At 64.0% G+C, this 13,116-nt stretch carries 13 protein-coding genes and 1 pseudogene; 9 read left to right on the plus strand and 5 right to left on the minus strand.

Annotated elements, in window-relative coordinates:
- The first annotated feature begins 18 nt into the window (after positions 1-18).
- The 3 genes from GCU68_RS14160 to bioD all read left to right on the plus strand — a co-directional run bounded on the left by GCU68_RS14160 (position 19) and on the right by bioD (position 3,162).
- Positions 19-1,128, plus strand: coding sequence for a transcriptional regulator (locus GCU68_RS14160; RefSeq protein ID WP_152942662.1), 1,110 nt, complete (start codon positions 19-21; stop codon positions 1,126-1,128).
- 141 nt (positions 1,129-1,269) lie between these two features.
- Positions 1,270-2,478 carry an aminotransferase class I/II-fold pyridoxal phosphate-dependent enzyme gene (locus tag GCU68_RS14165; RefSeq protein WP_152943730.1) on the plus strand — a complete coding sequence of 403 codons (1,209 nt, stop codon included), beginning with the start codon at positions 1,270-1,272 and terminating at the stop codon, positions 2,476-2,478.
- Between the two features lie 3 nt (positions 2,479-2,481).
- Positions 2,482-3,162 (plus strand): dethiobiotin synthase, encoded by a 681-nt coding sequence (bioD, locus tag GCU68_RS14170; protein ID WP_152942664.1) that lies wholly within the window; start codon positions 2,482-2,484, stop codon positions 3,160-3,162.
- Between the two features lie 6 nt (positions 3,163-3,168).
- Here the strand turns inward: bioD and GCU68_RS14175 are convergent, their stop codons facing one another.
- The 3 genes and pseudogenes from GCU68_RS14175 to GCU68_RS14185 form a co-directional block, all read right to left on the minus strand.
- On the minus strand, positions 3,169-3,369 hold the full coding sequence (locus GCU68_RS14175) for a hypothetical protein (protein ID WP_152942665.1): 201 nt from the start codon (positions 3,367-3,369) through the stop codon (positions 3,169-3,171).
- 104 nt (positions 3,370-3,473) lie between these two features.
- Positions 3,474-4,958, minus strand: coding sequence for a replication factor C large subunit (locus GCU68_RS14180; RefSeq protein WP_152942667.1), 1,485 nt, complete (start codon positions 4,956-4,958; stop codon positions 3,474-3,476).
- Between the two features lie 233 nt (positions 4,959-5,191).
- Positions 5,192-6,557, minus strand: a pseudogene (locus tag GCU68_RS14185) (hemolysin family protein).
- A gap of 334 nt (positions 6,558-6,891) precedes the next feature.
- On the opposite strand from GCU68_RS14185, the gene GCU68_RS14190 reads away from it, so the two are divergent.
- The 3 genes from GCU68_RS14190 (at position 6,892) to GCU68_RS14200 (ending at position 8,711) form a co-directional block, all read left to right on the plus strand.
- A complete protein-coding gene (locus GCU68_RS14190) occupies positions 6,892-7,641 on the plus strand; it encodes a competence/damage-inducible protein A (RefSeq protein ID WP_152942669.1) in 750 nt (249 codons plus the stop codon).
- Between the two features lie 151 nt (positions 7,642-7,792).
- The gene (locus GCU68_RS14195) at positions 7,793-8,503 is read left to right on the plus strand and encodes a helix-turn-helix domain-containing protein (RefSeq protein ID WP_152942671.1); all 711 of its coding nucleotides are present in this window, start codon (positions 7,793-7,795) and stop codon (positions 8,501-8,503) included.
- A gap of 28 nt (positions 8,504-8,531) precedes the next feature.
- A complete protein-coding gene (locus GCU68_RS14200; RefSeq protein ID WP_152942673.1) occupies positions 8,532-8,711 on the plus strand; it encodes a hypothetical protein in 180 nt (59 codons plus the stop codon).
- Between the two features lie 29 nt (positions 8,712-8,740).
- Here the strand turns inward: GCU68_RS14200 and gcvH are convergent, their stop codons facing one another.
- Complete coding sequence (gcvH, locus tag GCU68_RS14205; protein WP_152942675.1) at positions 8,741-9,124, minus strand: glycine cleavage system protein GcvH; 384 nt, start codon at positions 9,122-9,124, stop codon at positions 8,741-8,743.
- Positions 9,124-10,245, minus strand: a complete 1,122-nt coding sequence (gene gcvT, locus GCU68_RS14210; protein ID WP_152942677.1) for a glycine cleavage system aminomethyltransferase GcvT — start codon at positions 10,243-10,245, stop codon at positions 9,124-9,126. Before gcvT ends, gcvH begins: the two co-directional genes overlap by 1 nt.
- Before the next feature lie 119 nt (positions 10,246-10,364).
- Between gcvT and GCU68_RS14215 the strand changes: the two genes are divergently transcribed.
- The 3 genes from GCU68_RS14215 (at position 10,365) to GCU68_RS14225 (ending at position 12,875) form a co-directional block, all read left to right on the plus strand.
- Positions 10,365-10,841, plus strand: coding sequence for an NYN domain-containing protein (locus GCU68_RS14215; protein WP_152942679.1), 477 nt, complete (start codon positions 10,365-10,367; stop codon positions 10,839-10,841).
- A gap of 531 nt (positions 10,842-11,372) precedes the next feature.
- Entirely contained in the window at positions 11,373-12,221 is an 849-nt protein-coding gene (locus GCU68_RS14220; protein WP_152942681.1) for a TatD family hydrolase, read from the plus strand.
- Between the two features lie 75 nt (positions 12,222-12,296).
- Entirely contained in the window at positions 12,297-12,875 is a 579-nt protein-coding gene (locus GCU68_RS14225) for a DUF2150 family protein (RefSeq protein ID WP_152942683.1), read from the plus strand.
- Positions 12,876-13,116: the final 241 nt, after the last annotated feature.

Below are 13,116 nucleotides of genomic sequence, written 5' to 3' on the forward strand. Positions count from 1 at the left end.
GACAACCCACAGAGACACATGGACGAAATCACGTTTGCAGTAGTTGGAACCGGTGGAATCGGCCGACGAGCACTCGAAGTGAGCCAACACAAAGACGCGCTGACTCCTGTCGCGGCGTGTGACCGCCACGGCACCGCGATCGATTTCGACGGCCTCGACGTCGACGAGTTGCTGGCGGCGACGGAGGGCAACATCGATAACGAGGTGGCAACGGACGGCGGTAAGCGAACTGACGGGTCGCGATCTTCGTCAGCGCTCCGCTCTGACGGCGGTGCGGGTGCGACGGCCGCTGAAGGCGGCGTCAAACAACACGGCGAGAATAAAGGCGTCGTCGCCTCCGAGCAGGCCCAGCCCAGCGAGGATTCGATTCAGGATATCATCGACCACGGCGACGGGATCGACGCCGTCCTGCTGGCGCTGCCCAACTACGAGCACGACTTCATCCCGCGAACCGCCGACCGGTTCCTCGAGGGTGGCTACTCGGGCGTCATGATCGACGTGCTCAAACGCTCGCGCGTGATCGGTATGCTGGACGAGCGCCGCGAGGCGTTCGAGGACGCCGGTATCACGTTCATCTGCGGCGCTGGGGCGACGCCCGGCCTGCTAACCGGCGCGGCCGCACTCGCGGCCCAGTCGTTCGTCGAGGTTACCGACGTCGACATCCACTGGGGCGTCGGCCTCAAATCGGGCTACGAGGACAACCGCGGCACCGTCCGCGAGGACATCGCCCACCTGCCCGAGTACGACATCGACACCGCTCGAGAACTCTCCGACGAGGAGATCGAAGCGATCATCGACGACCACGACGGCGTCATCGAGTTCGAGGACATGGAACACGCCGACGACATCCTCCTCGAGCGCGCTGGCGTCTGCGATGCCGAGGACGTCACTGTCGGCGGCATCTTAGACGTTCGCAGCGACGAGAAGCCGACGACGACAACCGTTTCCGTAACGGGGCGAACGTTCGACGGCGAGACGGCGACGAACACGTTCCAACTCGGCGACGAGACGAGCATGGAAGCCAACGTCAACGGCCCGGCGCTGGGGTATCTGCAAACTGGCGTTCGACGGAACCGGGCCGGCGAGTACGGCGTCTTTGGCCCCGTGGAACTGATGCCCGGGTTCTAACTAACGTGTGCCGAACCGACGGCAAACGGTCTGGAACGGCGGAAGTCGTCTCTTTCGAGACGAGACAGACGAGCGCGGACACAACCCGAATCCAGGCAGAACCGTGAGAGTGAAAGCATGGCGATGATACCGTTCACCCGAATGGAAGACCGCGGGTTCGACCTCGAGGCCCGACTCGAGCGGCTCGAGGATGCGACGCTGAAACGATCGTTGTCACCCGTCGACCGGGTCGCCGAGCGGGGCTACTTTGCGGCTCCCGCTGGCGGCGGCCTCCCGGTCCTCGAGTCGGACGAAGCGCTGGTGTTCGCCGCGAACAACTACCTCGGGCTGACGGACGACCAGCGTGTCCAAGATGCGGCTCGGCAGGCCGCCGCGACCGTCGGCACGGGTGCCGGTGCGAGCCGACTCGTCACCGGCGACACGATGGTGCACCACGACCTCGAGCGGCTGCTGGCCGAGACGAAAGGAGCCGAGCGCGCGCTCGCATTCTCCTCGGGATATGCCGCGAACGTCGGCACGATCACGGCCCTCGAGCCGAACGTGATCTTCTCCGACGAACTCAATCACGCGAGCATCATCGATGGCTGTCGGCTCACGAGTGCCGAGACGGTCGTCTACGATCACTGCGATGCTGCGAGCCTGCGTTCGAAACTCGAGGCGCGGGCGGCCACGGCCGATGGTACTGCTGAATCGTGGTTGATCGTCACCGACTCGGTGTTCAGCATGGACGGCACTGTCGCCCCGCTGACCGAAATCTGCGACCTCGCCGAGGAGTTCGGCGCGTGGGTGATGGTCGACGAAGCCCACGCAACCGGACTCTACGCCAACGGCGGCGGCGTCGTGCAGGCGGAGGGACTCGAGGATCGAATCCAAATCCAGCTGGGGACGCTTTCGAAAGCGCTCGCGAGCCAGGGCGGCTACGTCGCGGGCAGCGAAGCGCTGATCGAGTGTCTGGTCAACGACGCTCGCTCGTTCGTCTTCTCGACCGGTCTCGCCCCGCCGGCCGCCGCGGCCGCGAGCGAGGCGCTACACATCGCCCGCCACAGCGACGCTCGAGAACGGCTCTGGGAGAACGTCGTCCACCTCCGGGACGGCCTCGAGTCGATGGGCTATACGGTCGTCGGAGACTCACAGATCCTCCCCGTGCTCGTCGGCGACCGACAGGACGCCCTTGCACTTGCGGACGGACTTCGAGAGCGAGACGTCGTTGCGCCGGCGATTCGGCCACCGACGGTCCCCGAGGGAACCAGCCGGATTCGAGTCGCGCCGATGGCGACTCACGACCAAGACGACATCGTCACCTGCCTCGAGGCGTTCCGGGCGGCGGGTGAGGACATCGGGCTAATCTGACCGATGAGCGACCCAATCGCCGTCGTCGGCACCGATACCGGCGTCGGCAAGACCGTCGTGACCGCGGGCCTGACGCGCTGGCTTCGCGAGCGAGGCGTCGACGCGCGGGCGATCAAACCTGCACAGACTGGCTTTCCGCCGGACGACGACGCTGGTTTCGTCACCGAGGCGTGTGGCGACCCCGACGCCGCGACCTGTTGTCGATACCTCGAGCCGCCGCTCGCGCCGCGCGTGGCCGCCGCTCGAACGGGCGCGGAACTAACGTACGACTCGATTTTGACAGCCTGTCGGGACGCAGTTGCCGACGTCGACCGCCCGATCGTCGAAGGCATTGGCGGGCTCCGCGTGCCACTCGCTGGCGACCACGAGGTGATCGACCTCGTCGACGACCTCGAGGCGACGGCGCTCGTTGTCACCCGATCCGGACTCGGCACGCTCAACCACACCGCGCTCTCGGTCGAGGCCCTCGAGCGCCGCGGGATCGACGTTGCCGGAATCGTCTGCAACGAGTACGAAGGCGCGACAGTCGCCGAACGAACTAACCCTCCCGAACTCGAGCGAATGACCGGCCACGACGTCGAGACCGTCCCACCGCTCGAGGGCGAGACGCCACAGGCGCTGGCCGACGGCGTCGCTGACGGGCTTTCAACGGCGTTTTTAAAACAGATCGGACTGGACGACTGATGTGACCTAGTCGGCCGACGGCATCGGCCGTTCCTTGCTGGCTACCCCTGGCCCGCCGTCGATCGAACTGTCGAGTCCAGTCTCGTACAGGTCGATGAACTCGGTGACGATTTCGGACTTTCTGTGCTCGACCTCGAGGTGCACGTGGAGGGACGTCCGTTCGTCGTACGTTGCCGTACAGAGGGGGCAGCAATGTCGATCGTTCATTCGTTACTCACCGTCACGTGTTAACATGGGTCTGCAACGTAATAGTGTTGGTTGTAATTGTCGCCGACAGATCCCCACAGGTGCTACACCGGCACTACAGCGTGCTACATGAAATCGCTCAGTCCGGCCTGTCCGTCGTCGGTGTCGTCGGCCGCAGATTCCGAAGCGGTCGTCTCGGCCTCCGACTCCGCGGCTGCCGCGAGTGTCTCCTGATCGCTCGAGCCGTCACCAGCGTCCGTTTCGGTTTCGGTGGTGTCAGTGTCGTCGCTCGAGTCGCCGGCATCGAAGAAGGCACCGCCGGAGTGTTCGACCGTCTCCTCGGCCAGCAACTCCTCGGCGTCCTCGACGATCGACTGGACCTTGTTGGTGTCTTTGCCGCTGCCGGTGACGAAGGAGACCTCCTTTTCGTCGAGTTCGTAGACGGCGGCCATCCGGACGGTCAGCTCGCGGTTCGTGCAGTGGTGGGTCATCGCCGAGAGGAACGGCAGGATCTCCCGCCGGGCAGTCGCGACGCTCGTCCCTTCGCGTTCGGCGATGCGTTCGGCGATGGCGTCGCGGGTGTTCCGGGTGCCTTTGGTACGCCCGAGTTTTGACCAGTAACTCGGCGGACCGTAGCGGGTCCAGCCACCCTTGTGCCCGCGGCGAGAGGCAGCGACGCCGGCGGTCATGTTGTCGGTCGCGTACCGCCAAAACGAGTAGTTCTGGGTCGCCCGGACACGGCCGAGCCAGCGGTCGGCATTCGAGAGGAACTCGTAGGCATCGGCCAACTCCGCGCCTTCGTAGTCTTTGGGCACGTTGTCTTCGATCCAGTTCAGCATCTCGTCGGGATTCTCGTCGACGTCGTAGGACGCCCGCAGCGCGCCTTCGGCGTCTTCCTCTTTGATGAGCGCATCGAGGAAATCGAAAATCCCCTCGGTGGTGTCGCGTTCGCCCGTGACGACGTCGTCGACGGTGAGCCGGCTGGTCTCCTCGGCGACTGCCTGCAGGTCGTTGACCGCCGACCGCAGGTCGCCGCTGGTCGCGTCGGCGATTTTCTTCAGGGCGTCCTCCTCGAACTCGATCTCCTCGCGCCGACAGATGTCCCGCAACACGGGGACTATCGAACGCTTCGAGACGTCGCGGAACTCGATCGTCTCGCAGGCGTTTCGCAGCGACTGGCTCATGTCGTAGAACTCGTTCGCGACGAGCACGATCGGCTGGTTCGCGTTCTTGACGACCCGCGTCACCTCCCTCGAGCCGCCGTAGTCGGCGTTGCCGTGGAAGTTGTCCGCCTCGTCTAGGATGACGAGTCGACGACCGGCCCCGCCCGCGGTGAGCGTGCCGCTCTGTGCGGCCTCGCCCGCGATCCGTTCGATGACGTCGGCCTTCCGGTTGTCACTGGCGTTGAGTTCCATGACGGGCCAGCCCATGTCGTTACCCAGCGCGTGGGCGGCGGAGGTCTTTCCGACACCCGGACTGCCGTGGACGATCACCGCCTCCCGGTGGTCGTCCCACGTCCGCGCCCACTCCTCGAGCTGGTCGCGGGCTTTGTTGTTCCCACGTACCTCCGACAGCGTCGTCGGTCGGTACTTTTCGGTCCAGTCGCTCATTACGCCGTGATTAGGGTGAGTCGCGTTTAGTGGTTGCGGAGCGTCTCGTCGGTCGGCCCTGCCGTGGTGTTTCGTGAGAAGTACAGCTGTGCGATCAGTGTATAACCCGGTTCAGTCGATCGTATATTAACGACTTGCTCACGCTCTTCGCGACGTTCCTCGGTTCTCCATCCGTCGACCCGATAGCGTTCCAGCAGGTGATACCGGCGTTGTGAATTCGCTGCGCTGGCCGATCAGCCAGCCGATTCCTCTGTCTCTGCACTCACGTCACGAACAGCCACGTCCGAGATCCGCGTCCCGTCAACGCCTTCGACAGTCAACTCGTAGCCGTCGGCTTCGATCGTATCGCCGACTTCCGGGGCCCGACCGAGACGGCTCAACACCAGTCCACCGATAGTTTCGAACGCGTCGCTCTCGAACGACGTGCCGAGGAGTCCGTTGATGTCCTCGAGTAAGACGCCGCCGTCGATGGCGTAGCGACCGTCGTCGCGTTCGTCGATCGAGGGTTCCACCGACGCGACGTCGAACTCGTCTCGAATCTCGTCGATGAGCTCCTCGATCACGTCCTCGATGGTCAACACGCCCTCGAACGCGCCCCACTCGTCGATGACGACGGCGAGGTGGACGTTCTGGCGACAGAACTCGGCGAGTATCTCGTCGATCCGGCGGGTTTCGGGCACGATGAGGGCGTCTCGAGCGAGGTCGCGTGCGGTCGGTTCCGCGCGCCGATCCTCGGCTGCCGAGCGGTCGTCTTGGTTCGTTTTTTCGATGGCCTGAAGCACGTCTTTCGCGTGCACGAACCCGATAACGGGCTGGTCTGCGTCCTCGTCGACGACGGGGAATCGGGTGTAGCTCCCGCTCGCGGCGACGGTTCGAAGCTCCGAGAGGGGCATGTCCGCGCTGACGGTGGCGACGTCCGGACGCGGAACCATCACCTCGCGGGCGACCGTGTCGTCCAGTTCGAAGACCGATTCGATCATCTCGACTTCGTCCATGTCGACGGCCCCCTGTTCGCCCGATTGCGAGACGATGCGGATGATTTCCTCTTGGCTGTGGCTCTCGTCGCGCTCCGAGGCCGGGGCCACGCCGATGAGCCGCGTGAAGTAGTTCGCCGTCCCGTTGAACACGACGATACCGGGGATGAAGATGTAGTAGAAGAACTTCATCGGTGCGGCGACCAGCAGCGCGATCCGTTCGGCGTCAGCGATGGCGAGCGTCTTCGGCGCGTTCGCCGAAGACGACGTGCAGGAAGGTGATGACGCTGAACCCGATCGCGATGGCGACCAGATGAATCGAGCCCGCCGGAAGCACCGATCCCAGCACGGGCTCGAGTAGCGAGGCGATCGCCGGTTCGCCGACCCAGCCCAGCCCCAGCGAGGCGATCGTGATGCCGAGTTGCGTCGTCGCGAGGTAATCGTCCAAGTTCTCCTCAGCTTCTTGGACGAGCTTCGCGAACGACCGACCCTCCTCGACGAGCGACTCGATCTACGTCGACCGGATACGGACGTACGCGAACTCCGCCGCGACGAAAAAGCCGTTCAGGAAGACCAGAAAGAGCGCAAAGAGGAGTCGACCGAGCGAGAAGGCGATGTCGACCATCGAATCACGCCCACCCGACTCGAGCTACACGGGACCCTCGACACCCTGCCGAGGCCATGCGCTCTTCGAGCCTCAGTTCCGTCGTGACGGGCGCTTCCTCGGTAGAACGGACGGCACCGTGAAGCGCCGGGACACCGGTGGGACTCCTAGCTTCCGTGAATGCAATCATACAGTCACTTGTGTCACGAATTATAAAACCGTGGCGCTGACCATTGCGGGTGGTGACGACCAATGCAAGTGCTTTTTGACCGATTGACGCCTCCACCTGTGGTTCCGAACGGAGAGGCGATCGCACACCCAGTGTGGCTAATTGTATCGATCCCGAACGGCGGGTATGCACGTCGCGATCGTCACCGTCGGCGACGAGATCCTCGCCGGCTCGACGACGAACACCAACGCGTCCTGGCTAGCCGAACAGCTCACCGACCGCGGGAGCACGGTCGAGCGCATCCTGACGATTCCCGACGACCGCGAGATAATCGCCGACACCGTGTCCCGCTGGGCAGCGGCGTTCGACGCCGTCATCGTCACGGGTGGGATCGGCGGGACGCCCGACGACGTCACCGTCGAGGGCGTCGCAGACGGGCTGGGACGCGATCTCGTCGTTCACGACGGGATCAAAGACGGGCTACTCGAGAAAGCAGCCTCCTTCCGTGAGGAAAACCCGGATCTGGTCGCGGAGTACGAACTGCAACTCGACATCGACGCTGCGGCGTCGATCCCCGAAGGCGCGACACCGATCGTCGTCGACGAGGGGTGGGTCCCGGGCTGTCTCGTCGAGAACGTCTCCGTCTTCGCCGGGATTCCCGACGAGATGCGGGCCATGTTCGAGACCGTTGCCGAGGAGTTCGCGGGCGACGCTGTCGCCCGAACGATCTTTACGCCGGCACCGGAGGGGGCGCTCCACGACGCTCTCGAGGGCGTCACCGAGGCGTTCGACGTGACCGTCGGCAGCTATCCACGCAGCGAGAGCCGTCCCGGTCGGCTCCGGGTCAGGGGGACGGACGAGGCGACGGTCGAAGAAGCGATCGCGTGGCTCCGAGCGCGGGTCGAGACGGTCGAGCCGCCGACGGCCGACGACTGATACGGGCTGCTGTCACTGTGTTTCGTCGCACCCGCATGGCGGGTCACGAGTGCGCTGGCACTGACTGACAGGAGTTCGTATGACTGCGAACGCCGACGTCGCAGCGAGCGGTCTCCAGTAGCTACTTGAGTCGACCGGCTAACCGAGACATATGAGCGGCCGTGGGCCAAAACGGGAACTCGCAGAGAAGATCGCCGGGGAGATCACGTTGAGTGCCGACCCCGGTGCGACGCTGCGAAAGTGGCGAACCGACTTCGGCGTCTCGCAGACCGATCTCGCGTCGGAACTCGACATCTCCTCGTCGGTGATCTCCGACTACGAGAGCGGCCGCCGGGAGAGTCCCGGCATCGGCGTCGTCCGCCGACTCGTCGAGGGATTGCTGGCGATCGACGAACGACGCGGTGGCGACCGCATCCGCCAGTACGGTCGTGTGCTCTCGGCCGGCTTCGAAAGCGACATCGTCTATGATCTCCGGGAGTACGCGACGTCGATCCCGCTCGTAAAACTCTACGACGACATCGACGCAACCGAAGTCGCCGCCGGCAACACCGACCGCATCAGCGGCCACACCGTCATCGACAGCATCGAAGCGATCACTCGCCTCTCGAGCGAGGAGTTCTTCCGGCTGTACGGCCAGAGCACGAACCGCGTGCTGGTGTTTACGGGCGTCACCCGCGGCGAGTCGCCGCTGGTTGCCCTACGAGTCGTCAACCCGACGCCCAACGCCGTGATCCTTCACGGCATCGACGAGGACGACCTGTGGGATCACGCGGCCGATTTAGCCCGGATCGACGGCTACTCACTTGCCGTCACCGACACCGATCTCGACGAGCTGCTCGAGTATCTCGTTGGCCTCGAGTAATGCGAATCGACAACCCGGGGTAACGACGATGGTCGATCGACCGGACTGGCTGACCGCCGCGCTGACGGTCGTCTTTTTCGTGACGCTGACGGCGACTGCGGCCGTCAACACGCCAGTGGTGTGGCTCGGCTGGGCGACGGCGATGGTGCTACTCGCTGGCGGTGCGCTCGTTCTCACGAATCGATCCGCGCCGCCGGACAATCGCTAACTGCGTTCGTCTGCGCCTCGAGTCGTCGTTCAGGCGATCTGGTCTTCGTACTCCTCGGCAGTCAGGAGGGTCTCGAGTTCGTCGAGGTCGTCGGCCTCGATCTCGATCATCCAGCCCTCGCCGAAGGGGTCGTCGTTGACGAGTTCGGGAGCGTCGAACAGGTCCTCGTTGACCGCCGTCACCTCGCCGCTGACGGGTGCGTAGAGGTCCGACACGGCTTTGATTGACTCGATGACGCCGAGATCGCCTTCCTGCTCGAGGTGATCGCCCTCGTCGGGCAGTTCGACGAAGACGACGTCACCGAGTTCGTCCTGTGCGAAATCGGAGATGCCCATGCGGACGACGCCGTTTTCCTCGAGTGCCCACTCGTGCGATTCTAGATACCGTCTGTCGTCTGGAATGTCGAAGCTCATTATACTGTGTCGATGAAGGGTGTCGTCTCAACTCTTGCTTTTTTCGACTGGCCGCGGACGACGACCTGGAGCGTCGTCCCCGGTTCTGCGTACTCGACCGGAACGTAGCCGAGCCCGATCGGATGGCCGAGCGACGGGCTCATGGTACCGCTGGTGACGGTGCCTACGACCCGTCCGTCGGTGTTCGTGATGTCGTAGCCGTGTCGCGGGACGCCGCGGTCGATCAGCTGGAAGCCGACCAACTGCTCCTCGACGCCGTCGTCGTGGACCCGTTCGAGGGCATCCCGGCCGACGAACTCGGTCTCGAGGTCGACGGTAAAGCCGATCCCGGCCTCGTAGGGCGTTCGCGGATCCGATTCGTGGTCGAAATCCTGTCCGGCGAGCAGGAGACCGGCCTCGATTCGTAACGTGTCTCGTGCGCCGAGCCCGCAGGGCTGGCACTCGACGAGCGACCAGATGTGCTCGGCTTCCGACCACGGGACGAGCAGTTCGAAGCCGTCCTCGCCGGTGTAGCCCGTTCGAGCGATCCAGCAGGTTACGTCGTCGATGGTCGCATACCGGGCTTCGAAGCGGTCCAGTTCGGTGACGGCCTCGTCCGTGAGGTCGTCAACGAGCGCTGGCGCGTTCGGTCCCTGTACTGCGAACATGGCGTACTCGTCGGTTCGGTTGTCGACGGTCGTCTCGAGGTCCCACTCGTTGCGGTAGCTGATCCAGCGTTCGTGTGTTTCCTCGTCGGTGCCGGCGTTCGGAACGAAGAGATACGTCGCCTCACCGTCGCCGCCATTCGACGCCGTGGCGCTCTCGTCTGGCAGCCGGTAGACGACGGTATCGTCGATGATGATCCCGTCCTCGTCGGTGATCGCAGCGTACTGGGAGTCGCCGACCGCGAGTCGGCTGACGTCGTTCGAGGTGAGCCGTTGCATGAGTTCGGTCGCATCCGGCCCGGTGACGTGAATTTGTCCCATATGTGAGACGTCGAACACGCCGACGTCCTCGCGAACGGCTGCGTGTTCCGTTCGGATCGAATCGAACTCGACCGGCATATCCCAGCCGCCAAACTCCGTAAACTTCGCTCCGCGCTCGTCGTGCGCCCCACGTAACGGCGGCGTCTGAAGCGGCATACTCCAGACGACACGCCCGGAGTAGTAATGTCTTTTCGTCGGTCGACCGGCGGTGTGGCCGGTCACACCTCGCGTCGCGTTTCGTCACACCTATCTCGCGGCCGTGGAAACGCCAGTACATGTTCGACCACGTTCGCGCCCGGCTCGCCCGCCTCGTCGGTCCCGACACCGACCTCGAGACCGAGCCGACAGTGGGCCTGTTCGTCGACGGGCCGAACGTCTTTCGCGAGGAGTTCGACGTCGATCTGGATGATCTGCGAGACGTCGCCCGAAACCTCGGCCACGTCGGCGTCATCCGGCTCTATCTCGACGAACACGCCACACCCGGACTCATTCAGGCCGCCGAAGCCCGCGGCTTCGAAGTGATCATCACCAGCGGCGACGTCGACGTCAAACTCGCCGTCGACGCGACCGCCCTCGCCGGCGACGGCACACTCGACCGACTCGCGATCGCCTCCCGCGATACGGACTTCAAACCCGTCCTCGAGCACGCGGGCACCCTCGGCGTCGAAACGATCGCCATCGCCCCGGGCGAGTACGGCCGCTCGGACGCGCTGCGAAACGCGGCCGACGAGGCGATTACGCTCGAGTCTTGAGGTGGGTTCCGTCACAATCCTCCGGAGAGCCTCGGTTTTGATTTTGATCCAGCAAGAATAGAGAATGTATACACCGTTCGGCTCGTTGAACCATCAATACTTGTCAATAACGGCGGACGAGACACAGAGGCTCCATTTATCCGCTTGGTCAACCGTACCAAATCCAACCAAAGACAACAGCAAGAGCGATTGTTACAACACCGACAATAGCCAGCATGAGTGGGACTGTCGACTCCATCACATATGAAAAAACGATAGTCTGTCATAAATCTCTTCTGAGTAATCTGATATTGTCGACTAACATCTGATAACTACAGACGGGTCTCTTGCACGAGGCTCCGAACACCATCCGTACCTGTCGGATGCCCAGCGGTCACTTCGCACCTGTAGTGAACACACATCTCGAGCGAAGACACAGCTGAAACGACAGCACTTGAGGGCACCGAAAAGCAGGCTTGCAGTCACACTCGTCCCACAGCCGAGGCGTCCAAAGTCGGTGACTTTTCACCCGCGGCAGCCACAGTACCGGCCATGATCGACGAGATGCCGGTGCTCGACAACCACCTCCACCTCGATCCGGACCACCATCGCGGTATCGACGCCGTTCGGGATTTCGCCCGCGTCGGCGGCACCCACCTGCTCGTGGTGAACAAACCCTCGTGGCATCTCGGCGTCGAAGCCGAGACTGGCGAGGACTTCCGCGCCGTCTTCGAGCGCACCATCGAGGTCGTCGAAGACGCCTCGAGCGAACTCGAGGGGCGCGCCTGGCCCGTCCTCGGCGTGCATCCGGGGCTGATCTCGCGGCTGGTCGACGACCGCGACTTCAGTCCCGCCGAGGCGCGTGACCTGATGCAGGCCGGGATCGACGTCGCGGCCGAGTACGTCGACACAGGCGAGGCGCTGGCGCTGAAATCCGGACGACCCCACTACGAGGTCGACGACGCCGTCTGGGCGGCCTCGAACGCCGTCATGCGCCACGCGTTCGAGCGCGCGAGCGACCTCGAGTGTGCCGTCCAACTTCACGCCGAGGGAAGCGAGGACATGACCGAGGTCACGGACTGGGCCGAAGACGTCGGCCTCCCGGCGCACAAGGTCGTCAAACACTACGCGGGCGGGCGACTCGAGGGGCCGATTCCGAGCGTGATCTGTGACAAGGACGAACTCGAGACGGCCGCCGAGCGCGGCGAGCCCTTTTTGATGGAGACCGACTACATCGACGACCCGGACCGCCCGGGAGCCGTGTTAGGACCGAAAACGGTGCCGCGGCGAGTGCAGTGGTTACTCGAGAACGGCCACGAAGATGCCGTCCGAAACGCCCACGTCGAAACGCCCGCGCACGTCTACGGCATCGATACGGAAGACACCCTCGAGCGGCCCTAAAACGGACGATACGGATTCGTTCGGATCGACGCACAGTAGAGAAAGGCATTTCAAGCGGCCGGTGTAGGTGTCTGTATGAGCAATCCACCGACCGAGTTCTACTCGGAGGAACGCTGGCAGAACTGGATCGACCGCATCAAAGACGAAGACCTCGATCCGGAAGACGAAGACTCGGCCCGTCTCCTGTTGAACCTGCAGGACGACACGGCGATCGCGATCGCGAAGATCGTCGCCGCCTACGACGACGGGGACATCGGCCAGGAGGAAGCGCTCGAGGAGATCAACGACGTTCGCGAGATCGTCCTCAGCGAGGTCGACATCGAGGACGAGGAGAAACTGATCCTCGTCGACGGCGTCCAGACGAGTCTCGTCTGCGTCTTTTTCGCCGCCGAGGAGTTCATCGCCGGTGGCCCCGCAGACGAAGGCAGCGTCGGCGACTATCTCGGCGCTGCGGCCGACGCCGAAGCCGAAGAGGACCTCGACGCCGCACTCGGCTACGCCGCACAGGCGGGCACGCTCATCATCGACGGCGAGGAACTCGACATCTCCGTCGCCGAAGACCTCGAGTACGGGCTCGTCACCGAGTGGATCAACGGTCTCGACAGCCTCCAGAGCGCGATGAGCGATCCGGAAGTCGTCGAAGAAGACGAGTAACCACGACACCGAATCGAGCTGTCGGTCGACGGTGATTCTTCGAGACCCTGCCACTATGAGCAGCTGTGCTGGACGAGCCCACGAGGCCCCATAGTTCGGACGCCGACGAAACACGGCGCCGCTCCGTTCAGGTCCCGGCAACGTTCGCCCGTCTCAATGGCAACGGCGAGTCGACACGACAGACAGCCAGTCGTCTGCGCGACCGTGGTGGGAACGAGTCGCTGGCTGGCTGGAACTGGAG

This window comes from Natronorubrum aibiense, from assembly GCF_009392895.1.
In the GTDB taxonomy this organism is placed as follows: domain Archaea; phylum Halobacteriota; class Halobacteria; order Halobacteriales; family Natrialbaceae; genus Natronorubrum; species Natronorubrum aibiense.

What these genes read in the sequence shown, in the direction of transcription:
- GCU68_RS14160 (WP_152942662.1), top strand. Translation starts at nt 19, where the DNA reads ATGGACGAAATCACGTTTGCAGTAGTTGGAACCGGTGGAATCGGCCGA.
- GCU68_RS14165 (WP_152943730.1), top strand. Translation starts at nt 1,270, where the DNA reads ATGGAAGACCGCGGGTTCGACCTCGAGGCCCGACTCGAGCGGCTCGAG.
- bioD (WP_152942664.1), top strand. Translation starts at nt 2,482, where the DNA reads ATGAGCGACCCAATCGCCGTCGTCGGCACCGATACCGGCGTCGGCAAG.
- GCU68_RS14175 (WP_152942665.1), bottom strand. Translation starts at nt 3,369, where the DNA reads ATGAACGATCGACATTGCTGCCCCCTCTGTACGGCAACGTACGACGAA.
- GCU68_RS14180 (WP_152942667.1), bottom strand. Translation starts at nt 4,958, where the DNA reads ATGAGCGACTGGACCGAAAAGTACCGACCGACGACGCTGTCGGAGGTA.
- GCU68_RS14190 (WP_152942669.1), top strand. Translation starts at nt 6,892, where the DNA reads ATGCACGTCGCGATCGTCACCGTCGGCGACGAGATCCTCGCCGGCTCG.
- GCU68_RS14195 (WP_152942671.1), top strand. Translation starts at nt 7,793, where the DNA reads ATGAGCGGCCGTGGGCCAAAACGGGAACTCGCAGAGAAGATCGCCGGG.
- GCU68_RS14200 (WP_152942673.1), top strand. Translation starts at nt 8,532, where the DNA reads ATGGTCGATCGACCGGACTGGCTGACCGCCGCGCTGACGGTCGTCTTT.
- gcvH (WP_152942675.1), bottom strand. Translation starts at nt 9,124, where the DNA reads ATGAGCTTCGACATTCCAGACGACAGACGGTATCTAGAATCGCACGAG.
- gcvT (WP_152942677.1), bottom strand. Translation starts at nt 10,245, where the DNA reads ATGCCGCTTCAGACGCCGCCGTTACGTGGGGCGCACGACGAGCGCGGA.
- GCU68_RS14215 (WP_152942679.1), top strand. Translation starts at nt 10,365, where the DNA reads ATGTTCGACCACGTTCGCGCCCGGCTCGCCCGCCTCGTCGGTCCCGAC.
- GCU68_RS14220 (WP_152942681.1), top strand. Translation starts at nt 11,373, where the DNA reads ATGATCGACGAGATGCCGGTGCTCGACAACCACCTCCACCTCGATCCG.
- GCU68_RS14225 (WP_152942683.1), top strand. Translation starts at nt 12,297, where the DNA reads ATGAGCAATCCACCGACCGAGTTCTACTCGGAGGAACGCTGGCAGAAC.